Origin of the sequence: Bacillus litorisediminis (assembly GCF_022808645.1) — a bacterium.
Classification (GTDB): Bacteria; Bacillota; Bacilli; order Bacillales; family JC228; genus Bacillus_BF; species Bacillus_BF litorisediminis.
In genome coordinates, this window is the sequence record NZ_JAKZKT010000013.1 from 18640 (window position 1) to 44256 (window position 25617).

Genomic DNA, 25617 nt, shown 5'->3' on the forward strand with positions numbered 1-25617 from the left:
TCTATACATACGATTAAATCGCGAAGAAGTTTCTCCTATAAAAAAAACATAGCTAGCGCAAAGCCTTTCGGCACTTGCCTAGTTGCACTTATCACGCTCGAAACGCCACGTCCTAATGTATCGCTTGACTCATGTCTCCTGCCCATCATACTTTATTCCTGAAAATTTTGACTGAGTCGAATTTACTTCTTTGCTAAATTTTATACTTAAATTGTAAAAAAATAACTGCCCTTCTATTTTAAGAGCAGTTATCTTTATGCGTCTTTCAGGAATAAACTTCGGATTCCTGAATTAATTTTTTCATGCGGATCTGATCCCGTTCTAAGATAGGCTTTAAATAGCGGCCAGTATGAGATTTTTCATTATTGGCGACCTCTTCAGGCGTTCCGGTTGCAACAATGGTGCCACCTTTATCTCCGCCCTCTGGACCAAGATCAATAATATAATCGGCGGCCTTAATCACATCGAGATTATGTTCAATAATCAGAACGGTATCTCCATTATCCACTAAGCGCTGCAGAACTTCGAGCAGCCGGGCAATGTCATAAACGTGCAGACCTGTTGTAGGTTCATCCAAAATATACAAAGAGCGACCTGTTGAACGTCGATGCAGCTCAGACGCAAGCTTTACCCTTTGGGCTTCCCCGCCGGAAAGGGTGGTAGCCGGTTGTCCTAAACGCATATAGCCGAGACCTACATCGGCAATCGTTTGCAGCTTCCGGTGAATTTTTGGGATATTTTCAAAGAATTCAAGAGAATCCTCTACGGTCATATCTAATACTTCAGAAATATTTTTCCCCTTATATTTTACATCTAATGTTTCACGGTTATAGCGTTTTCCATGACAAACCTCACATGGAACATACACATCTGGCAAGAAGTGCATCTCGATTTTGATAATTCCGTCCCCGCGGCAAGCCTCACATCTTCCGCCTTTAACATTGAAACTGAAGCGGCCTTTTTTGTATCCCCGTACCTTTGCCTCATTGGTTTGTGCAAAAACATCACGGATATCGTCAAACACGCCTGTATAGGTTGCCGGATTGGAACGCGGAGTACGGCCAATAGGAGATTGATCAATATCAATAATTTTATCCAAATGTTCGATTCCTTTTACCTTTTTGTGCTCTCCAGGTCTCACCTTTGATTGTTTATACAGTTTTGATGCAAGTGCTTTATATAGGATTTCGTTTATTAATGTACTCTTTCCGGAACCAGATACACCTGTCACAACCGTAAACGTACCTAACGGAAACTTTACATTCACATTTTTAAGATTGTTTTCACTCGCTCCCACAACCTCGATAAAGCGTCCATCAGGCTTTCGTCTTACGTCAGGGAGAGGAATGAACTTTTTCCCGGATAAATATTGTCCGGTTAACGAGTTTTCATCGTTCATCACTTCCTCTGGCGTACCCGCAGACACAATTTGCCCGCCGTGTACGCCTGCTCCAGGTCCAACATCGATTAAATAGTCAGCAGCAAGCATCGTATCTTCATCGTGTTCCACAACAATAAGTGTGTTCCCGATATCCCTCATATTTTTTAAGGTTTCAATCAAACGGTCATTGTCCCGCTGATGAAGGCCAATTGACGGTTCGTCCAAAATATAAAGAACTCCTGTCAGTCTCGATCCGATCTGGGTAGCCAAGCGAATCCGCTGTGCTTCACCACCAGATAACGTTCCGGCAGCACGTCTTAAGGTTAAATAGTCTAACCCTACATTCACTAAAAATCCTAGTCTTTCTTTAATTTCTCTTAAAATAAGCTGGGCAATCATCATTTCCTTTTCAGTCAGGGTTAGACTGTCAAAAAAGGAAAGGGCCTCTGTAATCGACATGGTGGCAACTTCTCCGATATGGAGTCCCTGGACCTTAACAGCAAGACTTTCTTGCTTAAGGCGATGTCCATTACAGGTAGGACATGGCTGCTGCGCCATATATTGTTCAAGCTGTTCACGGATGTAATCTGAGGTTGTCTCACGGAAACGTCTTTCTATATTCCCGATGACACCTTCGAATTCAATATAGTTTTCTCGGACCTGTCCAAAATCATTTTCATATCGAAAATATATTTTATCGCCTTTTGAGCCATACAAAACTTTATCCATCAAATGTTTTGGAATATCTTTGACCGGAATATCCATATCAATTCCGTAATGCTGACAAACTGCAGCCAGAAGCTGTGGATAGTATTGTGAACTAGTCGGCTCCCAGGCTGCTATAGCATTTTGGTTAAGTGTAAGGTCCCAGTCAGGAATGACTAACTCTTCATCCACTTCAAGCTTCGTACCTAGTCCATCACAATCTGGGCAAGCACCGAATGGGCTGTTAAAAGAAAACATCCGCGGTTCCAATTCTCCGATAGAGAATCCGCAATGTGGACAGGCATGATGTTCGCTAAAAAGCAGCTCTTCCTGGCCGATTACATCAACCAGCACTTTTCCATCGCCTAATTTGAGGGCAGCTTCCAATGAATCAGCCAGCCGTGAAGTGACGCCTTCCTTAACTACAATCCGGTCTACAATCACTTCGATTGAATGCTTTTTATTCTTGTCTAATGTAATGTCATCGCTGAGGTCGTAAATTTCCCCATTGACGCGAACTCGGACATACCCTTGTTTTTTAATGTCTTCTAGTGTTTTGACATGTGTGCCTTTTCGGCCAGAAACAATCGGTGCAAGGATCTGCAGTTTAGTCCGCTCCGGATAGGACATAATCCGGTCTACCATCTGTTCAATCGTTTGCGAAGTAATTTCAATCCCATGATTCGGACAGATCGGCCTTCCGATTCTTGCATAAAGTAAACGCAAATAGTCGTAGACCTCTGTAACCGTTCCTACAGTAGATCTGGGATTTCGGCTCGTTGTTTTCTGATCAATCGAAATCGCAGGCGATAGTCCTTCAATCGTATCAACATCCGGTTTGTCCATTTGCCCTAAAAATTGTCTGGCATATGCAGATAAAGATTCTACATAGCGGCGCTGACCCTCTGCATAAATCGTATCAAATGCCAGCGAGGACTTTCCTGATCCTGAAAGTCCTGTCAGCACAACTAATTGATCTCTTGGAATGGTGACATCTATATTTTTTAAATTATGGGCTCTTGCCCCTTTGACGATAATTTGATCCTTCGCCATGAAAAGATCATCCTTCCGCTTTCAACTCTAATACTAAATCGCGAAGCTCGGCTGCCCGCTCGAAATTCAGTGCCTTGGCAGCTTCCTTCATTTCCTTTTCTAAATTCTCGATTAATTTTACACGTTCAGCCTTAGACAGCTGCTTCTTCGGTTCTGCTGGTTTGTATCCTTCCTGTTCTTCAGCTGCGTAGGTTGCACGAATAACATCGCGGATGCCTTTTTGAATCGTCTGCGGAGTAATCCCGTGCTTCCGGTTGTATTCCTCTTGAATAGTTCGTCTCCGCATCGTTTCATCTATTGCTTTCTTCATCGAATCAGTCATGTTATCCGCGTACATAATAACATGTCCGTTGGCATTCCGGGCAGCCCGGCCAATCGTTTGAATTAATGATCGCTCGGAACGTAAAAATCCTTCTTTATCAGCATCTAAAATTGCGACAAGCGACACTTCCGGAATATCTAAACCTTCTCTTAGAAGGTTAATGCCTACGAGAACATCAAAAACCCCAAGCCGCAATTCACGGATAATTTCAATTCTTTCTAGGGTCTTAATTTCAGAATGGAGATAACGAACTTTAATTCCGACCTCCTTCAAATAGGTCGTCAAGTCTTCTGCCATTTTTTTCGTTAACGTAGTAACGAGAACTCTCTCATTCTTTTTCACCCGTTCTTGGATCTCACCAATGAGATCATCAATTTGTCCTTCAATTGGGCGGACATCAATCGTCGGATCAAGCAGTCCTGTTGGACGAATAATCTGTTCAATCATGATTGGGCAATGTTCTTGTTCATATGGTCCTGGTGTAGCAGAAACATAGATTGCCTGATTGACCCTTTTCTCAAACTCTTCAAATCTGAGCGGACGGTTATCCATCGCTGATGGAAGACGGAAACCATGGTCAACCAGTACCTGTTTTCGGGCTTGGTCCCCGTTAAACATCCCGCGAATCTGCGGAAGCGTCACATGCGATTCATCCACTACCAGTAAAAAGTCATCAGGAAAATAGTCTAGAAGTGTATACGGAGTAGACCCCGGCGGACGCAATGTCAGATGTCGCGAGTAGTTTTCAATCCCTGAACAAAAGCCCATTTCCCTCATCATTTCCAGGTCATACTTCGTTCTTTGCTCTAAACGTTGAGCTTCTAACAGTCTATTCTCTGCGCGAAGTTCCGCAAGTCGTTCCTGTAACTCTTTTTCAATATTTTCAATCGCCAATTTCATTTTCTCTTCACGCGTAACGAAGTGAGATGCAGGAAAGATTGCCACATGATCCCGGTCACCTAAAATTTCCCCAGTAAGAGCGTCGACTTCACGGATACGTTCGATTTCGTCCCCGAAAAATTCAACCCGAATACAGTGCTCATCTCTTGAAGCCGGAAAAATTTCAACGACATCGCCGCGGACCCGAAATGTTCCCCGCCGGAAATCAATATCGTTTCTCGTGTATTGGATGTCTACCAGCTTATGAAGTAATTGATTTCGCTCAATCTCCATCCCATTTCGAAGTGACAAGACAAGCTCACTATATTCCTCTGGAGAACCCAAACCATAAATACAAGATACACTCGCAATAATAATGACATCTTTTCGTTCAAACAAAGCAGAGGTGGCGGAGTGCCGCAGCTTATCAATTTCATCATTAATACTTGCATCTTTTTCGATAAAGGTATCGGTTTGCGGAACATAGGCTTCTGGCTGATAATAATCATAGTAACTGACAAAATATTCAACGGCATTATTCGGGAAAAATTCTTTAAACTCGCTGTATAGCTGACCAGCCAGCGTCTTATTATGGGCTATAACTAGAGTTGGCTTATTAACTTCCTGAATCACATTGGAAACAGTAAAGGTTTTTCCTGTTCCAGTTGCCCCCAGCAAAGTCTGGTGTTTTTTCCCCTGCTGGATTCCTTCGACTAACTTGCGGATAGCTTCCGGCTGGTCTCCCTGAGGCTGATACTTCGATACAAGCTGAAACTGATCTTTCACTGACATACCTCCTATCTTAAACACCCTGAACCCTTAAACAGACGAGCATACGTTCTTTTTACATATTTTTCATTCTACCACAAACTATCTATAAATAACCATACCTAAATCGAATATATGTTCGACATTTTTAAAAAAAGCCACATTCAACAAATCGCAAATGAAAAAGAGGCCCTTCCTTTAGATGGAATACCTCTCCTACATCTCTTCTTCCCTTGGTTTATTTTTTAAATCGTACAGCATTTTGCGTGCATACCAAAATCCAACCGTCAGCGAAACTGCATCAATCACATTGACATACCAGGTGTGTGTAAAACCTTTATAAGCTGATGCAGTGATGAGAGCGACCGTAACGATAAGACCAACAACAGAGCTATATGTGATTCTCGAAAAAAGGACAACTAACAAAGCTGGCAAAAACAGAGCGGCTATCACTTTTTCAACCATAGGGATCCCTCAAAATTTATAATTTAAAAGCCGTCTATCATGATTGCTTCCTATTATAATGGTTTTCTCATTGAAATAAAAGCAAGAGGGATTTGGGAATGATTGTTTACAACCTAATTTGGGTCAATGATGAGGTTTGTCAGAGACCGTTTTTTCGCCTACACCCTAATTTTGGTCACTGTGGCCGCTTTTTAGAGCCCATTTTTCCGCCTAAAATAAGGATGTTTTCGTATATGTACCTTAAGCCCGAATAAACATAAAAAGGACGAGGCGCTTACACCTCATCCTTTTTAGTAAAAATACTAATCAACAATAATATAACCAACCATTGGCGCATGACCCTGGTGCGTCGTACAAATGAGCTTATATACACCTTCCTCGTCGAATTGAACAGATACTACAGTCTCTTCCCCTTTTCTTACGGTTCCTTTTATATCAGTCCCTTCGATATAAAAAGGATGCTCCATTCCATTAATCCCGTAGAGCTTCAAATTAACCTTTTCGCCTTTTTCAATAAAAATAGTTCCCGGATCCCAGCGATAGGCTTCCATTTCCTTTCCATCTGGTGTTGTCGTCTTAAACTCAGCTGTAATCAGGTGAATGTCTCTCACCTCTTCATTGGATGTCTGTAAGAATCCAAATACAGGCTCATCGTCTGAACTCATTAAAAATAGAAATGATCCAATTAATGCGAGCACTAGTACCGCAAAGCCCGTCACTAGACTTTTTTTCGTTAATACCAAAAAGCGCATACCCTCATCCTCCTAGAAATGTTCTAGTACAAGCATATGCACGATAGTAGGGAATACTTGTCTATTTTTTACAAGAATTTATTATTTCTTTAAAAAAATAAATGACGCCCTGTGTATTTCATGCGTCATTTTTTTATGATATGTATTTGAACCTGAGGCAATAAATGCTCTACTTCAGCTTTTGTACATAAGTCGTCCGAAAAAGCAGTGGCACTCCCGCATGCAACGGCAGTCTTAAATGCTTCCAACACATCGCCCGTTTGCTGATAAACCGCTAAAAAACCTGCAACCGTCGAATCTCCTGCCCCTACTGAATTCTTCAATTTCCCTTTTGGAACAGTCGCAACAGCTTTAACTTTTTTATTCATAAAAACCGCTCCATGCCCGCCCAATGTCACCATAATATTTTCCGGGCCTTGTTCCAATAAAGCCTCACCATTCTGGAGAACATCCTCGATCGTATGTATCTTAGTATGGAGCAGGTCTCCCAACTCATGCTGATTCGGCTTGATTAAAATAGGGTTATAGGACAATAAGCGTTTAAGTACGATTCCGCCTGTATCCGCCACAAAAGGAATCTCTTTATTTTTGCAATAAGCGGCCACCTCTTCATAAAACGATACCGGTAATGAAGGCGGCAAACTCCCGGCTAATACTAACACATCATGAGGTGTAATCGCTGCAATTTGTTCCAGCAGACGCTTTTGCTGTTCCTCCGTGATTTGCGGACCCCGTCCGTTAATTTCAGTTTCCTCATCGGTTTTTAGCTTAATATTCACCCGAGTCGGTTCCTCATGTTCCACAAAAGAATGTTGAATCCCCTCATGTTCTAAGAAATCTTGAATAAATTTTCCGGTAAAACCGCCTGCAAAACCAAGTGCTGTTGAGGGTAGCCCAAGATTTCGCAATACACGGGATACATTTATTCCCTTTCCGCCTGGATAAAAGGAAGTCTTTTGCGCGCGGTTTAAATCTCCCATGATGACTTCTTCAATCTCAACCACATAATCAATCGAAGGGTTTAACGTACATGTATAAATCATTTTGTCACACCTTTTACCTGATTTAATGACATTCAATCATTTTTACATCTTTCAGGTCAAGTTTAGGTGGTTCTGTCTCAATTAATTTCATTTTAATTCAATCAGCTTGGTACTCGTTATCAAACTTTCTAACCAATTGAGCAGCCATTTGATCTGCTAAATGAGGATATTCGATTCCTAGCTTGCTAGCTGTATCAACGGCAAGCTCCCGATACAGATTCATAGTTTCGCGCAGAGCCTGCCAGATATCACTTTCTTCGTAGTGTGAGTAAACCAATTTTAGTTTTTCCAAAACCGCCGAACTCACATGCTCTTCAAAAAACCATATTCATCCCTATACCTCTTATCCAATTTTTTTCATCATTCCCCTAGATCCCGATATATTTTCAAAGAATCATACAAAAACTTCCTGTCATATCCAGTCTTTTGATGGATTCTTTCCACCCATGCATCAACAGTGCTTAATGGGGAATCAGGATACAGTCCGTGATTAGTGCTTAAAAAACTCTCCCAATTGTAAAATTCCCAATGTGCTATTTCGTTTTTATATGGAAGCCTGCATTCTAACAGGGGTTTGGGGTAAATATTGTTTTGCGACCTCTCAGCAGCATTCAACAGCACATCTGGCGGAATTGGCTCTAAATTGTAGGTCTGCTTTGAAATCTTTCCATTTGGCCGGTGGTACAAAACTTCAATCCCCCGCTCCACAGTTTTGACCTGCACTTTTGCTCCTGGAAAGAATCCGCTTAGAACCTCTTCCGAAAAATCCTCACTGTTCGAATCTATTAGAATCGGAGTCAGCCACTGATCACCTAAATCACATAAAAACCGATTTCCCTTTTCATTAACCGCCAGCACGGCTACATGGGCACCGTCATTATCGATGTCATGACCAACTGGATACGCAACCACACCGTCTTTTTTGAATTCATCCAGCAGCCAAAATGCCAGATCAAAGCAATTTCCTGTCACACCAAGCTTGCTTCGATGCTCCCTCATTAATTCCACACTGCGCTGCTTTTTTCCATCTGATTGATGGTAGTACCATGCCTTCGTTAACGTATCCATCGGAAAATCATCAAATTTTTTCCAAGTTGCTAAAATTTCAGAGGTTGGCAGCATTTAAGTTCCTCCTAAAACCCATCCTATTGCCTAAATTATACAAAAAGTGCCCGTTCTTCACGAGCACTTTCTAAAGGTTTAGTTATTTAGTTACTACTGCGGGCTGATCAGGGACGTTATTCTCTACCGCACTTTTATCTGAAATCAGTTTATATCCGTAAATTCCGATTACAACATATACATATACAGGAAAATTATCGAAACCGAGCATTGGAGAAATGATAAACAATGGTAAAATCATAAGCATCATAATAGCCATCCAAACTGGAAAAACCTTTGCTTTCCAAAAGCTAACCGCTGACCAAATAGGACCTATTAAACTCATGATGAGAAGCGGAAACATATAGCCAAAAGGATCCTGATCGTATATCGTCGTGACTGCATTATAAATCTCTTCCTCGGTCCTTGCATCAGTTAAAACAATAGGATACGCGACGAGCCGAATGACAGGCTGAACAATATCTACGTAAATTAAGCCGATTCCTGTTAACACATATCCGACCCACCCCCATTTAGGCAGTTTAGGAGATTGGCGAAGAAACAAACCCGCTAAACCCAAAATAACTAAAGGCACTCCCGCAATCAAAAGCGTGTCTGAAAGCAATGACCTTGAAATAAAAGACTCAATCCCCTCTTGGGTGGCAGGCTCCAACGGCTTTAACGCATTACCAACCGCACTAATCAACGCCCCAATTACGATTAAATACCCTGTAAAACTAAAGAATTTTTGAGATATTTGCATTATACTAGCCCCTTTACATGACATTTTTCTATTCAAAAATATCATCCAGGTTTTCCCATTGTCATGGGAGTCGTTACCCGCATAGGTCGGGAACTTTTTGGGGCCACTCCGGGAATCAGTATTCCTTTCTTCCCATTCCTTCATTTTTTGCTTGAGCAATTGCTGCTGCACGATCTGCAACCTGAAGCTTGCTGTAAATATTAGAGATATGATTTCGTACCGTTTTTAACGCAATCCCTAATTTCTTTGAAATCTCAGCATTTTCTTTGCCTTCAACGATGAGTTCCAGAATATCTCTTTCACGCTCCGTTAACTGAGGAAAAATAGTGGAAGGGACTGGCTGAAATCCTTTAAAAAATTGAAGCAGCCTTCCAGCAATGGCCGGGCTAAAGATGGACTCTCCATTGGCAACCGCTTGGATGGCCCTAATCGTTTCAGCACGATTAGCCCCTTTTAATAAATAACCCTTTGCACCTGCTTTTAGGGCTGCAAATACTGAATCATCATCATCAAACATTGTTAAAACCAACACGCTGATTTCAGGAAATTGTTTCGTGATACGACGGGTTGCTTCGATTCCGTTCTTTTTAGGCAAATTTAAGTCCATTAAAATCACATCAGGTCTTAGCTTAACTGCCATCTCAATCGCTTCTTCTCCGTTTGTTGCTTCGCCAATCAACTCAGCATCTTCTGTTGATTGCAGAAGGGTCGAGATCCCTTCACGAAATAAAGGATGATCATCTACTACCAAAACCTTAATCATATTGGATTTCCTTTCTATCTTATATAGGCAGCTCTGCTTTAATCTCCGTTCCGCCAGCCGACGGTGAATGAACATAAAAACTTCCTCCAAGCTCTTCTGCCCGCTCCTTCATCGACTTAATTCCAATTCCAAATTGAAGGTTATCAGAAAGCCCAAGTCCATCATCTATAACAGTAAGCAGAAGCGTCTTATCAAGTGTAATATCGATTATGCACTGTTTTGCGCCAGAATGACGAACTACATTTGTAATAGCTTCCTGAACGATTCGAAATACAGCTACTTCTACTGCAGCAGGAAGAGGAGGACATGATTCGGGTCCCTGTACTATAAAGTGAATCGGACCCATTTTATACTGGGAAGCCAGTTCTCGGATCGCAGATAAGAGTCCAAGTTCATCTAAGGTAGATGGTCTTAAGGAGTAAACAAGTCTTCGGATATCTTGAATCAATTGTTTAATTTGTGAATCCATTTCTATTAAAAGTTTTTGTGATTTGAAAGGGTCTTGGTCCATAATACTTTGAGCAACATCTATTTTGATGGCGAGGCTTGCCAGACTTGGCCCTAGCCCATCGTGTAAATCTCTGCGCAGCCTGCGCCGTTCTTCTTCACGTGCATTGACAAGTTTTTGCCTGGACCATTGTAAATCCTTATAAAGAAGAATGGAATGGGAAACGATCCCCACTTGCCTTGCCATGTCATGCAGCACTTTTAAATCTGCCTTGCTAAAAGGTTCAGCAGAAGAACGATGAGAAAGCAGCAATGTCCAAGCTTCTGTCCTTGATGAAGCAAGGGTATCTCCACTCCTGCTTCCTGTGCTTCTCCTATTGAGGCAACAATCTGGTTAGAGCCTCTTTCATTTAATTGAACGGCTACGTAAGGAATTTTTAATGCTTGCGATAATGTTTTTACAACCAGCGGAAGAACGTGATCGGTACTTTTCGATGCTTCCAGAATCGAGTTTAATTGATTTAATATCTTATAGGGATTATCCCTGTCTCCGAATATAAGCCGATTTACAATGGATTGAAGCCTGTCTTTTAATGGCTGGAAACAGACGGCAATAATTCCGGCCGTAATTATAGAAGCAAGAAGATTATCTTCAGATTGAAAAAAAAGGCTTAATAAACCAACCATCAGGACATAGAACAATATTACAAATAAACTGAGTGCCCCATAAAGAATAGTTCGATGAATAACTACATTAATATCCCAAAGTTTATATTTAAAAATAGCAAACCCAATAGAGATTGGAATCAAGATTGAACTTGCTGTATAAAACAGCTCAGTTGCAAATTTTAAGGTAACACCTAACGGTCCGATAAAGTTTAAACATAATAATGCTATAAAATACATGGCTATACTGTATAGATACCATTTCATTTGCTGGCGCTGAATCCGATCCGATTTTTTTATATAACGATAGATTTGAGAGAATACAAGAATGAGGTGAAGGATAACCCAAGTAACAATACTGGTCCAGATCGGCCACGTCTCTATATCTATAAAGCTCCCGGGAAGATAAAGTGTACCGGCACCTGCAACTATCCATAAAAGCGCCGCTAACAGGGACCAGCTTGGAACAAATTTCCCATCAGGCAAAATGAGGAATAAAATCAGGTAGGTTCCCCCAAAAATGCTAATGAAATGATAAAAAATCGTCCACTCTGGGAATTGTTCTGGAAAAGACAGCGAAATTCCAGCACCTAAGGAAAGGAACACCAAGGCAACGTACAGATTAAAAACCATGCTTTCTTTTCGAAAAAGAAGCAAACCTGAAATCACGAAAAATACAAGTCCCTCGATAATGTCCAGTGCAATTCTAAATCCCGTATACGATTTAAGAGAAAGTCCCATTTCCTCTAATTGATTTACTTCCTTTACAGTGAGCTGACTCGTTTCCAAACAGCCATTATTTGGGGCGTCACAAACGGTTTGGTAAGAGTCTAGACGAACAGGGAAATCTAAGAAAAATAGATACAAACTTAGGGAAGCCATTACGACCCAAATCATCTTAGGCAACCATTGTTTTAAATAATAATTGCAAACCCTCATTCCGATTCTCCTACATTCAATTTGTTTTTGTTACATCATTATGCGACATCATCCTATTACATCCTTTGATGAGTTCTATTTTCTACCGAAAAATTCCTTTATTCCGATCGCATCAAAAAACACTATTTCATTTATGGAGTTTCATCTATAATTAGGATTAAAAATTTATTATCGGCTACTAACGGGATTATCATAATATTACAGGAGGAATCCACATGCTTCATATTAGAGAGGCAGTTTTAAATGACTTACCTGCGATGCTTGAAATTTATAATGAAGCGGTTCGCACACTTACTGCTACATTTGACTTAGAGGAACAAACATTGGAAGAAAGAACGCTGTGGTTTGAAAAGTTCAATGAAAGGTATCCTCTCATTGTCGCAGAATTAAATGGAGAAGTTGTCGGATATAGCAGTTTGAGCAAGTTTAGGGAAAAACCAGCATACTCACAATCTACCGAACTATCTATCTATATATCATCTAAGCACCGGGGATACGGGATTGGAAGTGCTCTTATGAAGGAGATTCTTCGCCGCGCCAAGAAGCTGGGCTATCACACAGTGATTGCGGGGATCACCGCTGGAAATGAAGAAAGTATTAAGCTGCACGAAAAATTTGGGTTTGAATATATGGGACGTTTTAAAGAGGTTGGTTATAAATTCGGGGAGTGGCAGGATGTCCTTAATTATCAATATATGATTACTCAATAGCGGCAAACTTACCATTTACAAAAAAACAGAGACACGGTTCTGTTACCGTGTCCCTGTTTTTTTCTATTCAATAATCGTAACTTTTACCTGTTTTCTGCCCCATTGGACAGCTTCTTCATAGTCAGGGATAAACACATCAATTTTGTTCCCTTGAATAGCCCCGCCCGTATCGGCAGCTGTTGCATATCCATATCCTTCAACATAAACCTTTGAACCTAGCGGAATTACAGATGGGTCAACGGAGATTACTTTAGCATCTGGGTTTTCTTTTAAATTAATGCCAGTTGCTGTAATACCTGAACATCCTTCACAGCTAGCCGTATATGCGGTTGCTTCTACGATAATTTCCTTTCCTTCTGGTTCAGCATTTGTTTGCTGAGTGGTGCTAACTTGGTTGCTTGTAGATGTCTGTTTAAGTGAGACAGTTTCTGAGTTCGTATTTTCTTTCGTATTCGTACCTTCTGTTTTGATTGTTTCAGTCTCTTGATTTCTATCATTTTGTACGTCAGTATAAATGGTTAAATGTAAGCCTGGGTGGATTAAATCAGAAGTCAGGCTGTTCCATTCCATTAATTGTTCTACACATATCCCATTGTCTTGTGCAATCCCCCATAAGGTATCACCCTTTTTTACAACGACAGTTTTAGAAGGGGATATTTCGAGAACGTCATTTGGGTAAATCAGATCACTTGTTAAATTATTTAATTTTTTGATAGATTCGACGGAAACCCCGTATTGTTGGGAAAAACCCCAAAGTGTGTCTCCTTTATGTACGACTACTTGTTCTGCCTGAACAGGGGCAGCGGCTGTTGCCAGGATTGCTGCTGATGCCATAAAAGATAAAACTCTTTTTTTCATATTGTTCCTCCTATAGCCGTTCTTTTATGTGGACATCTTATCAAATTTTTCTTACAGAAAAAGAACGGGGAGGTATTAAATTAATGACTAGAATGACAGATTCATAACAATATGACAGAGTCGAGCATGTATAGTCCCTTTTTCACAAAAACGAATGGAAATCCCTAAAGCTTGTACATAATCGAAATCAAAATGTAATCGTTTAGTATGAAATAACAATAAAGAATAATTGGGTCCAATGTTCTAGCACTAAAAAAAGCTGCCAGGATCATTTGCTAACAGCTTTTTTCGTACACTATTGTTTAACCCAATATTGTGTACATTCTTTATTTCGCTCCATAAACCCATATTCAATAAAGTAACGCCTGATTGTTGCAAAATCAGGATATGCCGTTTTAATCACTTCATTTACTTCCCGCTCCGTATACTTTTTATTGATATCAAAACGATTCAAAATCTGCTGAAGTACAATAATCTTTCTCTTTTCTTTACTTGGAAAAGAATCAAGCGGTCCATCCGGCCCCTGTTTAAAATAGGTTGCTAACACCTTTTCTTGTTCTTCCTTTGTAATCGCATAACGATCATCCACCATTTTCGCCCCCTTGTGGAAAGTAACAAATTCTTCTGCGCTTTCCTCTTTTTCAGATTTTAAAAGTCCCATGATAGCGAGAAACACCTTTGCTTGTTTCTCTTTTTCTTTTAGCTTGAACCGATGATTTCTTATAGTTGAAGTGCTGCCGCCTTTAAGTTGACGAACAATTTCTTTATCCGATAACCCTTGTTTAAAATACATGAGCAACTCTTTTTGATGATCAGAAAGACCCGTGTATTTTTTGTCCATATTGATAAGATATTCAAATATGGAGTGATGAACATCTTTTATATGCTGACCAATAGCCTTTCTTGCTTCATATAGGACCTCACCCATTGGATAGATCACCCCGTCTTCAAAGCGGTGATTGCAAATCAGACAAACATATTCACCTGTTTCCTGATCATAGATATATCCATGTTCCAGCTCCTCAATCGTTGCGCTCCAAAACCATTCTTCGCCTTCCATTCACAAACACAACCTCACTTTGTCTATGTTTATGTAAACATAATATAAATTTGTCTATTGTTTTGTCAACACTATTATTTTCCGTCCATAAAAAAATAAGACATTACCCATATTTGGTAATGTCCATTCGTGTCTTCAGTCTGCCTAAAAATCAGTTTACGCTTATCAGTTTGTAGCACCCTGCTTAATTTTCAATCTCTGGTCTTGCGGTATAGGCCGTTTTATAAATATTGATATGATCCATGCGGTAACTACTAGTCCAAATCCAAACAAAAACGCACTTTTCATTCCGGCTACCGTCGCGAGAATCCGCAATTCAGCTGCATCTTCCATCAGCATATTATTTTCTATAAAACGAGCAGAACGATTGGTCATAATGGATACCAGCAGCGCTGTCCCCACTGCGCCAGCGACCTGCTGAAGCGTACTGATAATCGCAGTGCCGTGCGGATACAATACAGGTGGCAGTTCGTTCAAAGCATTGGTCATAACAGGCATCATGACCATCGAAATCCCCAACATTAATAGTGTATTGAAGATCATAATCGTGCTGTAGGGGGTTGATAGTGTAATAAAGGCAAACTGCCACAGAGTCATTGCGACCAGCCCTAATCCAATAAGTGCCAGCCACTTGGCACCGAATTTATCAAATAAACGGCCTGTAATTGGGGACATAATCCCCATGACAATTCCGCCTGGCAACATAACCAATCCAGCCTCTAAAGGGCTATACCCCAACGCATTCTGGAGAAAAATAGGCAGCAGCATCATCGCAGAAAACATCGCCATCATCACAATGATCATAATAATGGTTGACATTCTAAAAATCCTGTACTTAAATGTGCTTAGATCTAGCAATGGTTGTGAAATTGTCAATTGCCGCCAAGTAAACAGGACTAAAGAAACAACGCCGATTGCAATTTGGATCAGCACTTCATTGCTCGACCAACCCCCTTGTCCTTCACCCGAACTGCTGAATCCGTACACAATGCCCCCGAAACCTAATGTTGAAAGCAGAAGTGATAACGGATCAATCTTCGGATTAGTTGTCTCCGTCACGTTTTTGAGCTTCATATATGAGAATATAATAACAATCAATGCGATTGGCAGAACGCCGTAAAAGAGAACTCGCCAGCTGAAATGTTCAACAATGATTCCTGATAAAGTAGGTCCAATCGCAGGCGCAAACGTAATAACAATTCCAATTGTCCCCATGGCCGAACCCCTTTTTTCAATAGGAACGATAGAAAATACCACATTTGTTAGTAAAGGAAAGAGCAGCCCTGTACCCGCTGCTTGAAATAGTCTTCCGATTATAAGCAATTCGATCCCTGGTGCGATAGCTGCTATAAATGTCCCGATTGTAAATAAGCCCATAGCTCCAAGGAACAAGCGTCTTGTCGTGAACCTTTGTATTAAATAAGCAGTGACTGGTATAAGCACGCCTATAACAAGAAGATATCCCGTGGTCAGCCATTGCGCTGTACTTGGTTCAATTCCGAATTCTTCCATAATTTTTGTCAATGCTACGTTTAAAAGTGTTTCATTCAAAATTGCTACAAACACACCGAGAATCATAATCATGACCAACAAAAAGTTGTCTCTGCTCCCGAATGTCCCGGCATTTCCTCTAGACATCATAAATTCTCCTTTTGCGGGTAAATTAAGTTTTGTGTGTTTTCAATGATTTTGTCACACCTTATTATCTTATCACGTAACATTTCATTTCATTTCTTATCGATTGCTATATTGGCGAACGCGTTTAAGAAAATTATTCATCAGCAAAGGCAGGGAAATCAGGATGGGAGGATCGTCCATACGAGGAGTGTGAAGCGTGACAGTTCGATGTAATACAGAAGTATGGGGATCAACGATGATCGGCTCCTTCAATCGGGCGCGCAAAGTATTATACGGAAGCAAGATATCCGTGGATTGCATCCCCCAAGAGACTGATGTTGCCATTAAATAATAAATACCTGGTTTCACGTTTTTAAAACAAAAATTTCCCAAAGAAGGAAGTAGTGTTCCATAGTTAGGGGGACCTTCAGGAATCGGTTTAGGAAATAAACCAATTAATATAACCCCCTGAAAAGGAAGCTCAGATTGGACAGTCCCTTCAATTCTAGCCAGTCGGGTTTCAGCAGGATTGGATGTTCGCCAATTGCTAAGACTTTTCAATGATTGGAAATGATCCTCTGCTTGTAAGACTGAATTTCGAAACTGGGACGGTGACATACCAACTCGTTCAGTAAAACGAGATGTGAACGTTCCCAGACTTTGTTGACCAATCTCCAGCCCAATATCTCTTACACTCAAATCAGTTCGTAATAACAATTCTTTTGCCTTTTGCAGTCGCAGGGAAGAAACATAGTATAGCGGTGAGAGTCCGACTCTTTCTTTAAAAATACGAGTAAAATGATACGGACTATAGGCGACATGATTAGCCAATTGGGTTAGCGAGAGGGTCTCATTGATATTTTGATGAATATATGTAATAGCCTCGTCTATCTCCGAATATGGGTAAGTCATAATTTCTCCCCTTCCATCATCTAATTAGCCTTATAATAATTGCTAACTCAAGTACCAAACCCTCACCGCCTAAACCTGGTGATTAAAGACAGTCAGTATAATTTGATTATATCAGAACGAATGTTCGTATTCAAACAAAGGATTTTAACTATTATAGATCATAAAAAATCGTTTTCTTTTGGTCGCTCAAGATAGCAATTGAGAAGAAAGCAAAGTCAATATTAAAATACTACAATTAAAATTAATAATAAAATCAAGGAGGTGAATCTCCATGACACTGCGGGCAATTCCCCTTTTGGTGATGGATGGAAATGCAAAGGAAGCGATACAATTTTACGAAAAAGAATTGGATGCCAAAGTCATCTCAATCCAAACTTATAGAGAGATTCCAGAATTTCCTGGAATGACTTTTCTGGAAAAAATCATGGACCTTGTAGCACATGCAAGGTTACAAGTTGGAGAAACTGATCTGATCCTGTATGATTCTCCTGGGTTTCCCCTTCATAAAGGAAATCAAATCTTTTTAACAACAAACGAAGTGGGAGAAACCAAACGAATTTACGAAGCCTTGCAACATGGCGGATGGGTGAACGGTCCTTTGGAGGAAACCTCTTTTACCCCCGCTCAAGCTAATGTAACGGACAAGTTTGGTGTAACTTTTACAATTGTAACTGATCCTCACTTTTAAATAAAAATGGAGGGGTAGCGTTTTATCCTCCACTCCTTTTTTATTGTTTCTGATAATACCTAGGTTGCTGTTTCCCTTAAAAAGTTAAATTGTTGCTTACAATATATCATTCTTTTCTTTAAAAGAAGGGCTTAGCTCACTCCAGACATCAAATTTATTTCCATCCAGATCACTGAATACAAAGTTCCTTCCTGCATGCCCGCGGTCCTCAATAGCCCCGGTGTTTATGCCTTTTTCGATAAACTCATGATGTATTCTCTCTAAAGAATTGAGTCCGTTCACCTCAAACGTAACCGAAAACCGCTCATTTCCATTGGCATCATAGAAATTAGCACTTTGATTCTCACCCGCTTTAACCAGGAAAAAACTTTGGTTGGCAAAGTTGATAATAGCTTTATCGCAATCTTGGTAGCTCAATTCAGCTCCCAATTTATTGACATACCAATTCGAAGATTTTTCCACATCCTTCACAGGAATATAAGTGGTCCCCACTCTTACTAACGTTTCTCCCATTCTGTTTATCCCCCCAATAAAATTTCCACTTTCTATATTTCGTAATAAGATCGGAATTTCCTGCAAAACAAAATTCTCAGAGGACATAGGTCCGTTATTTCCTTAAAAACTACTATTTTTATGATGTGATCGGACATACATTCCATGATTTGCTTAAAATCAACTTGAAATTACTGCCTTTTGGCTAAAATAGCGGACTCAATGTCCTATTAATTTAAAAATCACGCGTCTTGTCACAAATAAAGGAACCAGTGTCCGTAAATAATGCTAACGTAACTCCTACTTCCGCTACCCCTGAAAATTAATCCTCTTTTTTAGCCGTCAAACTTATTTAATGGATCCTCATTCCGTTATTTGTTCAAAAATCTTTGTTTGGAGCATGGTTTCGGTTCCTGGTTCCGTTATTGGCTTTTTTTCTCTCAAATTTTGATTGAATTTGTACGAATAGCGGAATCAGAATCCGATTCTGCCCCGGAAGTGCAGGTTTTCGTTCTAATAACGGAATGAGGATCCGCCAGAATTATTTAATGGATCCTCATTCCGTTATTTGTTCAAATATCTTTGTTTAGAGCATGGTTTCGGTTCCTGGTTCCGTTATTTGCCTATTTTTCTCTCAAATCTGCTTGATTTTGTACGAATAGCGGAATCAGAATCCGCTTCAGCCCCGGAAGTGCAGGTTTTCGTTCTAATAACGGAATGAGGATCCGCCAGAATTATTTAATGAATCCTCATTCCGCTATTTATTCAAAAATCTTTGTTTGGACATGGTTTCGGTTCCTGGTTCCGTTATTTGCCTATTTTTTGTGAAATTTGATTGATTTTGTACGAATAGCGGAATCAGAATCCGCTTCAACCCCTGAAGTGCAGGTTTTTGTTCTAATAACGGAATGAGGATCCGCCAGAATTATTTAATGGATCCTCATTCCGTTAATTGTTCAAATATCTTGTTTAGAGCATAGTTTCGGTACCTGGTCCCATTACTGCGAAAAAGGACATCCGTGCCGCAGAACCGCACAGTTCTATCTAGTCAACCAATAAAACTTATCTGCTCTAGTACGAAAGTTAACTTATAAATAAATAGTCTGCTTACTTTCACTAGATTGGTACGCAGCAAGAGCAACCTCCAACGCCTTTAATCCATCCTTCCCTGTGATCGAAGGCTGTCTTTTTTGTTCGACACACTCAACAAAGTCCCGAATCAGCCCCATGTCCATATCATTCCCATAAAAAACATGAGTCAGAGACTTGGATCCGCTTGAAGATTTGCGAAGATGTTCCTTAAAAGCATCTACTCTTACGGTCTGCTTCGTTCCAATTACTTCAATGGTTACGTCTCCCCATGTCGGATATTCCGCAAAGCGTGACCAGCTTGCATCATGTGAAGCTATCACACCATTTTCAAATTCAAGTGTAAGAATCCCCGCATCATCAATATCGACGTTGTGAAAAAAGGAATCGACTAGTGCATGAACGGATTTTACTTCTTTCCCTAATAACCAGCGCATAATATCTACCATGTGGACGGTATGATCTAAAACCGCCCCTCCGCCAGATAACCTCGGATCTATAAACCATCCCCCAGGATTTTGCCCGCGGTTTGTAGTCCGGAATGCAACAATTTCTCCAAGTTCCCCGCTATCAACAAGCTGTTTCAGCTGTTGAATCGGATTGCTAAAACGGACAGGAAATGCGATTTGCAAAATGACCCCGTTGTCCTGACACGTCTTGATCATTTCTTCCGCATCCTGAATCGAGGTGGCTATCGGTTTTTCACAAAGGATATGTTTTTTAGCACGGGCAGCCTCAATCACCATTTCTTTATGCCGGGCGTTTTCACTGCATACGATAACAGCATCCATGTCTATTTCAAGGAAAATTTGCTGGTCCCTATAATGGGATGTTTTGAAGGCAGCGGCTGCTTCCTCTCCCCTTTTCACGTCTTCATCAAATATACCGGCCAATTCAACATTAGGGAGCTGTGACAATGCACTGGCATAGCTGTATGCATGCATATGGGCAAAGCTCATCACACCAATCTTCATCCTTCTACTCCTCCTTTAACAAGAACATGAAACCTGTCCATTTCCGCTAAAAAATCTGGACTCAGTTTATGCGCATGTTCAATGATGGAATCTACCGTATAAACTAGCGGAAGTGAAGAATGATCGGTAGGCAGAAACGGATTCATCTCTTCACTATTAAATTCCAGGATGGTTTTGACCCCGCTCCATTCAAACTCAATTCTTTCCCCTGCATCAAAGGTATACTCAAGATGAGCCAGCGTTCCCTTATCGAAAAGGACAGTCAAAATGACATGAGAAGGATGATCCTGTTGTTTGGACTTGAGAACTTTAACCTCTTCAGGCACTCCAAAAACAGTTGATAACACATACAAATCTTCAGTAATAATAGAAGAATTAGTCTCCCTATCGACCAGTCTTCTAAACCGTAATACACCTTTTGATTGGGACACTATTTCCTCGGAGATTTTTTTAAAAAATAAAAAACTCTCCAGATCAAAATAAACGAAAACCCTATCCAAATCAGCATGCTCTTTTTTAATTCGACTGTAAGGAATATATAGTTGATGACCCTTATTAAAATAAGATTCTAGCTGATTATCTGACCATACAACATACGTCGTATTTTCATTGGTGAGGTGTTCGGGAGTTTCTGCAAAAGTGACATGTCTAATGCCAGTTTGATCGTCCAGCCTGTGATTCTGGGCAAATACAACATTCATTAAAAACCTACCCCCTATCCAACAGATATTTTAACCGCTGCACAGCTTCCTTATTTGCTTCTTTGGCGTCGTCAAAACCTTCATACTCAATCGACAGCCAGCCATTATAACCATTGGTTTTTAGTCCGTTTACAATATAATTGAGATCGACTTCACCGTCACCCGGCACAACACCGATTACCTCGACACCTTCCGTAGATCGGAATCCTTTAACGGCATCATTAGGATCTTTTTTGCGAAAATCTTTAAAATGAACATGGATAATCTCGTCCTTTAAATAATCATACGCCTCTTTTGGACTTTCATGAACTAAAAGAAAATTGCCAGTGTCAAAGGTTGATTTCACATAAGGGCTATCCACCATCCGAATGATTTCTTTTACTTGTTTGCTTTTACCAGCGAGCAATCCATGATTTTCAATCGCTAAATAGACTTCCTCTTTCTCAGCTACTTTGGCACATTCCCTGAGACCCTCCACAATCCAACCCTGTCCGTCTTCATAGGTCAAATCTCCATGCAAATCACCGCAGAACACACGGACAATATCAGTCCCCAATCGTTTTGCCGTATAGATTCCATCTATAACTTTAGCAGCTTCGGCTGACCGCTCTTCCCTTGATGTCTTAACAAAATTGTTGGTCACATCATAAGCTGAAACTTGAAGATTATGATGGGCCAAGGCCTCTAAAGCTTCCTTCATTTCTTGATCCTTGTTATTCCGGTTTTTCCAATAAAAATCAAGAAGTTCAACCCCGTCCAGGTTAATGCTATTGGCATACCGGATAAAATCAACTACAGACCAGCCTTCCTTTTTAACAGCTGAGGCTAAGCTATACATGCTTGCACTAATCTTCATCATATTCCACCTTCTGTTTGCTTTTTAATAAACATCAATTTCTTTTCATCATGGAAGGAATTCATTTCATGTGTGAATTGCGGGTATACTTCGATTTTCTTATCAAGAGCTGCTAAGTGGTTGTATGCTGCAAAAACAGTCGAAGGAGGTGTAGCGGCGTCCTCTAATCCGATTGCCATCAAAATCGGACAGTGAATCCATCCGCAAAAATGAACAGTATCGATATACCCTAATGTCTTCATTACGTTCTTAAAAGTTTCGTATTGAGGATCATTCCATTTAAAATAATTTACAATTTCCATATAAGGGCCAGACAGTGCTACTTCAATTGCCCGTTCGAAGTGAGTGATAAATGGCCAATCAGACACCACAAAGTCGATGGCCCCATCTAACCCTGCTGCACTAAGTGCGATCCCCCCGCCTTGTGAAGAGCCCATGACCCCTAACTTGGTTGCTTTTACAGGAGCAGCCTCAGACCTCATCCACTTTAATTGGCATAGGATATCCCGATACACATTCGTATAGTAATAGGAATTTGGATCGTCAATCCCGCGCAGCATCCAGCCAGGGATTCTGCTTCCTTTTTTATAAATTCCATAGTCCGGCGAACTTCCTTGCCCTCGAACATCAAACGCAATAACAGAAACACCTAAGGAGACCCATTTCAAATAATCGATCGCTAAGCCACAGCTCCCTGTATACCCATGAAAATGAAGAATGACCGGTCCTTCATTCACTTGTTTCGGTTTGACTAAAATCCCTGTCAGTGGAGTCTGATCCCAGCTTTCCAGCCGCAAATCGGCTACAGTTATATCAGGAGTCGGATAGTCTCTCCATTCTACGCTTACTCGTGGGAGTTCCAGTTTTTCAATTCGGGTTTTTTGTTCCTGCCAAAATCGTTCAAAGTCATCTGGCTTATTGTTAAGCTCAGGTTTATACTCCCATAATGCTTTGAGCGGAAAATCCCCAACATGTCTTCCCATTGCTACTCATCACACCCATTTATAAATAAAATTCTCTCGGCCATTCAAGCTCAAATCCGTCTTGCCGCAAAACGTTTTGAAACGCTTTAAGTAAAGTTTTATTTTTTCGGACAGACTTAGGATCCGTTTGATTTTTCAAACAAAACGCCACTAAAGCCCCGCATGCTTCTCCAATATTCCATTCGGTCGGATGCAGCCGGTAGCATCCATTCGTAATATGAGTAGTGCCAATGTTTTTGCAGCCGGCTAATACGTTATCGACATCCTTTGGAATCAATGCTCCAAGCGGAATATGATAAGGTAAAGCTTTAACATCCACATAAGATCGCCCCGTCATACTTGGATGGAGATCAATGCTGTATGAACCTATTCCGATTCTGTCCTCGTAGAGCTTTCCTGTTTTTCCTTCATTAAATTCTGGCGATACATCCTGTTCGACAATGGTGTATTCTGCTTTAATTCGTCTGGATTCGCGGATATATGGCGCTTTCGCTAATCCATCATCTGTTTCGAAAATGTCAGTCCTGAGCTTTAACCCAGGATAGCCTTTTTTTCCATCAGGCCGCGGTGCCTCAGTCTGCAGCCAATAAAGCAGGGAAAGACTAAGCTGCTTTGCTTGATAGATATTCTTTTTCTTTTCGTTTTTCGGTACATCATAAATATTGCCTAAAAAGTAATCGTTTTGCGGCCAGTTCATTAAGGTGATATCTCCTGTTGGAATAGGGGAAAGAAATTGTTTTTGATCATAGATGCGGCGGTATTCCCATAAAGAAAAACCGGATTCCTCAGGGAATAGTGTGTATCGTCGTGTTTCTAATGTGATAGGGTTTGGTGCATAAAAGCTAAGTAATTTATCTGGCCAAATCGGCGGATGGAAGGTTTTCCAGAAGTTATACATTCCTGGTTTTGGAATCACATGACTCTCATTTTCCCGATACTCCATCGCCAAAACAAAGGTAAAAGCTTGAATATCATTTGGATCTGGAATATCTAAGGCATGAGGCTCACCTGTATCTGCTTTTGCCTCAGCTCCGGTAACATAGTCCATTTCCGCTAAGGGAAGAACCTCCCCTGTTTCGGTTGCATCGATGAAGTAGGAAGCCCTAAGAGGCTGATGACTGTTATCAAAATAGACTTCATGAACCTTCTTTCCTTTTCGCTTCACTCCGGTAAGACTGGTGTTCCGCTTCAAAACCAATTGATTAGTTAACAGATAGGGCATCAGCATTTCCTGTAAAACATGGACAGAAACTCGCGGGTCATGACAAATTTTACTGACCCATCCGTTTCCCGGATTGATGGGGTGGTTTGGCGTTTCAAACTTCATCGTCCTATGATAGGTCTCTCTTACTCTATTGCGGTAATCGCGGTATCTGCGGGTACAGCCAAATTCCTCAATCCATGGGTGCTCATCTGGAGGAACCCCCTGCACAGTAACCTGTCCGCCAACCCAGTCTGTTTCCTCTGTTAGAATGACACGCAAGCCATGGTCACAAGCTGCTAATGCTGCTGCAATCCCGCCAAGTCCACCTCCTACTATGATAAGATCAGCATCTAAGCGATTCATCAAAGATAGACTTCCTTTCCTTTTTCGGCAGATTCATAGACAGCCCGGAGCATTTTCATCACTTCGACCCCATCTGCAACTGGGGCAAGAGGCTGTTTACCCTCTAGACAGCATTCAACAAAGTGATGAATCTCATTATGGAAGGCTTTATTGAAGTCAAAGGTTAGACTGTCAATTTGAGGCGTAACATTTAAAATCGTATTATACTTCTCCGTTACCAGTGCCAGCTCTGGTTCGATTTCCGCTCCGCCTTTATCTCCATATAACTTTACAAAGAGTTCATCCTTTTTGGCTTGGAGCGTAAAACTGACATCAACGATTAAGGAAGCCCCATTTTCAAAGCGGATCATCGCATTTGTTAAATCCTCTACATCATTCAATTCAGGGTTGTAGTCCGCAGCTTTGTAGAAGGACAAATTCTTAATATTCTTTCGGTTCCCTAATTTTTTATACGTATTGCCGCTAACGGAAACAGGACGCGGTTTGCCCATTAAGTACCAGCAAATATCGATCATATGCACACCTAAATCAATTAACGGCCCGCCGCCTGATTTAGAGAGGTCACTGAACCATCCGCCCGGATTCCCTAACCTTCTTAGGCAAGAAGCTTTCGCATAATAAATTTCTCCAAGATCCCCTTGATCAATAAAGGTTTTTAAGAGCTTCGCGTTGTCACCATGGCGACGTACGAAACCGACCTGCAGGATTTTTCCGCTTCGTTGAACGGCATCCTGAACGGCCATCGCTTCGTCAACACTCACACACAAAGGTTTTTCAACCAACACATGCTTCCCCGCCTCCAAAGCAGCAATTGCGATCTCAGCATGTGAATGATTCCATGTACATATACTGACGGCATCAATCTCTTCATTTTTTAATAATTCTCTGTAGTCACGATATAACTGGCTTACACCGTATTGAGCTCCTTTTTCTTCAAGCCGCTTTTCATTAATATCGCAAAATGCGACTAATTCTGCTTGCTGATTCGCTAAATAAGGTTCAATATGGTATTTCGAAATTGAACCTACTCCAATTACGCCAACTTTTAGCATGTTAACTCCCC

At 40.8% G+C, this 25617-nt stretch carries 24 protein-coding genes; 2 read left to right on the plus strand and 22 right to left on the minus strand.

Annotation, left to right across the window (positions count from 1 at the left end; genetic code table 11):
- Positions 1-265: 265 nt before the first annotated feature.
- The 11 genes from uvrA to MLE14_RS08785 all read right to left on the minus strand — a co-directional run bounded on the left by uvrA (position 266) and on the right by MLE14_RS08785 (position 12047).
- Positions 266-3139, minus strand: a complete 2874-nt coding sequence (uvrA, locus tag MLE14_RS08735) for an excinuclease ABC subunit UvrA (protein ID WP_243297980.1) — start codon at positions 3137-3139, stop codon at positions 266-268.
- Positions 3140-3146: 7 nt separating this feature from the next.
- The gene (gene uvrB, locus MLE14_RS08740) at positions 3147-5126 is read right to left on the minus strand and encodes an excinuclease ABC subunit UvrB (protein ID WP_243297981.1); all 1980 of its coding nucleotides are present in this window, start codon (positions 5124-5126) and stop codon (positions 3147-3149) included.
- A gap of 198 nt (positions 5127-5324) precedes the next feature.
- On the minus strand, positions 5325-5573 hold the full coding sequence (locus tag MLE14_RS08745) for a CsbA family protein (RefSeq protein WP_243297982.1): 249 nt from the start codon (positions 5571-5573) through the stop codon (positions 5325-5327).
- Positions 5574-5875: 302 nt separating this feature from the next.
- Complete coding sequence (locus tag MLE14_RS08750) at positions 5876-6325, minus strand: cupredoxin domain-containing protein (RefSeq protein WP_243297983.1); 450 nt, start codon at positions 6323-6325, stop codon at positions 5876-5878.
- Between the two features lie 125 nt (positions 6326-6450).
- Positions 6451-7368: a 1-phosphofructokinase gene (gene pfkB / locus MLE14_RS08755; protein ID WP_243297984.1), complete on the minus strand. Its 918-nt coding sequence runs from the start codon at positions 7366-7368 to the stop codon at positions 6451-6453.
- A gap of 97 nt (positions 7369-7465) precedes the next feature.
- Positions 7466-7696 carry an aminoglycoside 6-adenylyltransferase gene (locus MLE14_RS08760; RefSeq protein WP_313897606.1) on the minus strand — a complete coding sequence of 77 codons (231 nt, stop codon included), beginning with the start codon at positions 7694-7696 and terminating at the stop codon, positions 7466-7468.
- A gap of 32 nt (positions 7697-7728) precedes the next feature.
- On the minus strand, positions 7729-8490 hold the full coding sequence (locus MLE14_RS08765; RefSeq protein WP_243297986.1) for a hypothetical protein: 762 nt from the start codon (positions 8488-8490) through the stop codon (positions 7729-7731).
- Between the two features lie 82 nt (positions 8491-8572).
- A complete protein-coding gene (locus MLE14_RS08770; protein ID WP_243297987.1) occupies positions 8573-9232 on the minus strand; it encodes a hypothetical protein in 660 nt (219 codons plus the stop codon).
- A gap of 115 nt (positions 9233-9347) precedes the next feature.
- Entirely contained in the window at positions 9348-9995 is a 648-nt protein-coding gene (locus MLE14_RS08775) for a response regulator transcription factor (RefSeq protein WP_243297988.1), read from the minus strand.
- Positions 9996-10014: 19 nt separating this feature from the next.
- Positions 10015-10755 (minus strand): sensor histidine kinase, encoded by a 741-nt coding sequence (locus MLE14_RS08780; RefSeq protein WP_243297989.1) that lies wholly within the window; start codon positions 10753-10755, stop codon positions 10015-10017.
- Positions 10704-12047 (minus strand): hypothetical protein, encoded by a 1344-nt coding sequence (locus tag MLE14_RS08785; RefSeq protein WP_243297990.1) that lies wholly within the window; start codon positions 12045-12047, stop codon positions 10704-10706. Before MLE14_RS08785 ends, MLE14_RS08780 begins: the two co-directional genes overlap by 52 nt.
- A gap of 215 nt (positions 12048-12262) precedes the next feature.
- On the opposite strand from MLE14_RS08785, the gene MLE14_RS08790 reads away from it, so the two are divergent.
- Complete coding sequence (locus tag MLE14_RS08790) at positions 12263-12757, plus strand: GNAT family N-acetyltransferase (protein WP_243297991.1); 495 nt, start codon at positions 12263-12265, stop codon at positions 12755-12757.
- 63 nt (positions 12758-12820) lie between these two features.
- Here MLE14_RS08790 and MLE14_RS08795 read toward each other — a convergent pair whose 3' ends face one another.
- The 4 genes from MLE14_RS08795 to MLE14_RS08810 all read right to left on the minus strand — a co-directional run bounded on the left by MLE14_RS08795 (position 12821) and on the right by MLE14_RS08810 (position 17204).
- Positions 12821-13615 (minus strand): LysM peptidoglycan-binding and 3D domain-containing protein, encoded by a 795-nt coding sequence (locus MLE14_RS08795; RefSeq protein WP_243297992.1) that lies wholly within the window; start codon positions 13613-13615, stop codon positions 12821-12823.
- Positions 13616-13910: 295 nt separating this feature from the next.
- Positions 13911-14675, minus strand: a complete 765-nt coding sequence (locus tag MLE14_RS08800; protein WP_243297993.1) for a DUF2087 domain-containing protein — start codon at positions 14673-14675, stop codon at positions 13911-13913.
- Positions 14676-14840: 165 nt separating this feature from the next.
- The gene (locus MLE14_RS08805) at positions 14841-16313 is read right to left on the minus strand and encodes a DHA2 family efflux MFS transporter permease subunit (RefSeq protein WP_243297994.1); all 1473 of its coding nucleotides are present in this window, start codon (positions 16311-16313) and stop codon (positions 14841-14843) included.
- A 96-nt stretch (positions 16314-16409) separates the two neighbouring features.
- Positions 16410-17204: a helix-turn-helix domain-containing protein gene (locus MLE14_RS08810; protein WP_243297995.1), complete on the minus strand. Its 795-nt coding sequence runs from the start codon at positions 17202-17204 to the stop codon at positions 16410-16412.
- 271 nt (positions 17205-17475) lie between these two features.
- Between MLE14_RS08810 and MLE14_RS08815 the strand changes: the two genes are divergently transcribed.
- Entirely contained in the window at positions 17476-17892 is a 417-nt protein-coding gene (locus MLE14_RS08815; RefSeq protein WP_243297996.1) for a VOC family protein, read from the plus strand.
- 96 nt (positions 17893-17988) lie between these two features.
- Here MLE14_RS08815 and MLE14_RS08820 read toward each other — a convergent pair whose 3' ends face one another.
- From MLE14_RS08820 to MLE14_RS08850, 7 genes are all read right to left on the minus strand, one after another.
- Positions 17989-18405, minus strand: coding sequence for a VOC family protein (locus MLE14_RS08820; RefSeq protein WP_243297997.1), 417 nt, complete (start codon positions 18403-18405; stop codon positions 17989-17991).
- A gap of 1067 nt (positions 18406-19472) precedes the next feature.
- Positions 19473-20447, minus strand: a complete 975-nt coding sequence (locus MLE14_RS08825; RefSeq protein WP_243297998.1) for a Gfo/Idh/MocA family protein — start codon at positions 20445-20447, stop codon at positions 19473-19475.
- On the minus strand, positions 20444-21148 hold the full coding sequence (locus MLE14_RS08830) for a hypothetical protein (RefSeq protein WP_243297999.1): 705 nt from the start codon (positions 21146-21148) through the stop codon (positions 20444-20446). Before MLE14_RS08830 ends, MLE14_RS08825 begins: the two co-directional genes overlap by 4 nt.
- A 7-nt stretch (positions 21149-21155) precedes the next feature.
- Positions 21156-22004, minus strand: a complete 849-nt coding sequence (locus MLE14_RS08835) for a sugar phosphate isomerase/epimerase family protein (protein WP_243298000.1) — start codon at positions 22002-22004, stop codon at positions 21156-21158.
- A complete protein-coding gene (locus MLE14_RS08840; protein ID WP_243298001.1) occupies positions 22004-22987 on the minus strand; it encodes an acetylxylan esterase in 984 nt (327 codons plus the stop codon). Before MLE14_RS08840 ends, MLE14_RS08835 begins: the two co-directional genes overlap by 1 nt.
- 19 nt (positions 22988-23006) lie before the next feature.
- Positions 23007-24554 (minus strand): FAD-dependent oxidoreductase, encoded by a 1548-nt coding sequence (locus MLE14_RS08845; RefSeq protein WP_243298047.1) that lies wholly within the window; start codon positions 24552-24554, stop codon positions 23007-23009.
- Positions 24554-25606 carry a Gfo/Idh/MocA family protein gene (locus MLE14_RS08850; RefSeq protein ID WP_243298002.1) on the minus strand — a complete coding sequence of 351 codons (1053 nt, stop codon included), beginning with the start codon at positions 25604-25606 and terminating at the stop codon, positions 24554-24556. Before MLE14_RS08850 ends, MLE14_RS08845 begins: the two co-directional genes overlap by 1 nt.
- Positions 25607-25617: the final 11 nt, after the last annotated feature.

Excerpts from the sequence above, each read along its gene's own strand:
- uvrA (WP_243297980.1), bottom strand. The coding sequence starts at position 3,139 with ATGGCGAAGGATCAAATTATCGTCAAAGGGGCAAGAGCCCATAATTTA.
- MLE14_RS08745 (WP_243297982.1), bottom strand. The coding sequence starts at position 5,573 with ATGGTTGAAAAAGTGATAGCCGCTCTGTTTTTGCCAGCTTTGTTAGTT.
- MLE14_RS08750 (WP_243297983.1), bottom strand. The coding sequence starts at position 6,325 with ATGCGCTTTTTGGTATTAACGAAAAAAAGTCTAGTGACGGGCTTTGCG.
- pfkB (WP_243297984.1), bottom strand. The coding sequence starts at position 7,368 with ATGATTTATACATGTACGTTAAACCCTTCGATTGATTATGTGGTTGAG.
- MLE14_RS08765 (WP_243297986.1), bottom strand. The coding sequence starts at position 8,490 with ATGCTGCCAACCTCTGAAATTTTAGCAACTTGGAAAAAATTTGATGAT.
- MLE14_RS08770 (WP_243297987.1), bottom strand. The coding sequence starts at position 9,232 with ATGCAAATATCTCAAAAATTCTTTAGTTTTACAGGGTATTTAATCGTA.
- MLE14_RS08775 (WP_243297988.1), bottom strand. The coding sequence starts at position 9,995 with ATGATTAAGGTTTTGGTAGTAGATGATCATCCTTTATTTCGTGAAGGG.
- MLE14_RS08785 (WP_243297990.1), bottom strand. The coding sequence starts at position 12,047 with ATGAGGGTTTGCAATTATTATTTAAAACAATGGTTGCCTAAGATGATT.
- MLE14_RS08790 (WP_243297991.1), top strand. The coding sequence starts at position 12,263 with ATGCTTCATATTAGAGAGGCAGTTTTAAATGACTTACCTGCGATGCTT.
- MLE14_RS08795 (WP_243297992.1), bottom strand. The coding sequence starts at position 13,615 with ATGAAAAAAAGAGTTTTATCTTTTATGGCATCAGCAGCAATCCTGGCA.
- MLE14_RS08800 (WP_243297993.1), bottom strand. The coding sequence starts at position 14,675 with ATGGAAGGCGAAGAATGGTTTTGGAGCGCAACGATTGAGGAGCTGGAA.
- MLE14_RS08805 (WP_243297994.1), bottom strand. The coding sequence starts at position 16,313 with ATGTCTAGAGGAAATGCCGGGACATTCGGGAGCAGAGACAACTTTTTG.
- MLE14_RS08810 (WP_243297995.1), bottom strand. The coding sequence starts at position 17,204 with ATGACTTACCCATATTCGGAGATAGACGAGGCTATTACATATATTCAT.
- MLE14_RS08815 (WP_243297996.1), top strand. The coding sequence starts at position 17,476 with ATGACACTGCGGGCAATTCCCCTTTTGGTGATGGATGGAAATGCAAAG.
- MLE14_RS08820 (WP_243297997.1), bottom strand. The coding sequence starts at position 18,405 with ATGGGAGAAACGTTAGTAAGAGTGGGGACCACTTATATTCCTGTGAAG.
- MLE14_RS08825 (WP_243297998.1), bottom strand. The coding sequence starts at position 20,447 with ATGAAGATTGGTGTGATGAGCTTTGCCCATATGCATGCATACAGCTAT.
- MLE14_RS08830 (WP_243297999.1), bottom strand. The coding sequence starts at position 21,148 with ATGAATGTTGTATTTGCCCAGAATCACAGGCTGGACGATCAAACTGGC.
- MLE14_RS08835 (WP_243298000.1), bottom strand. The coding sequence starts at position 22,004 with ATGAAGATTAGTGCAAGCATGTATAGCTTAGCCTCAGCTGTTAAAAAG.
- MLE14_RS08840 (WP_243298001.1), bottom strand. The coding sequence starts at position 22,987 with ATGGGAAGACATGTTGGGGATTTTCCGCTCAAAGCATTATGGGAGTAT.
- MLE14_RS08845 (WP_243298047.1), bottom strand. The coding sequence starts at position 24,554 with ATGAATCGCTTAGATGCTGATCTTATCATAGTAGGAGGTGGACTTGGC.
- MLE14_RS08850 (WP_243298002.1), bottom strand. The coding sequence starts at position 25,606 with ATGCTAAAAGTTGGCGTAATTGGAGTAGGTTCAATTTCGAAATACCAT.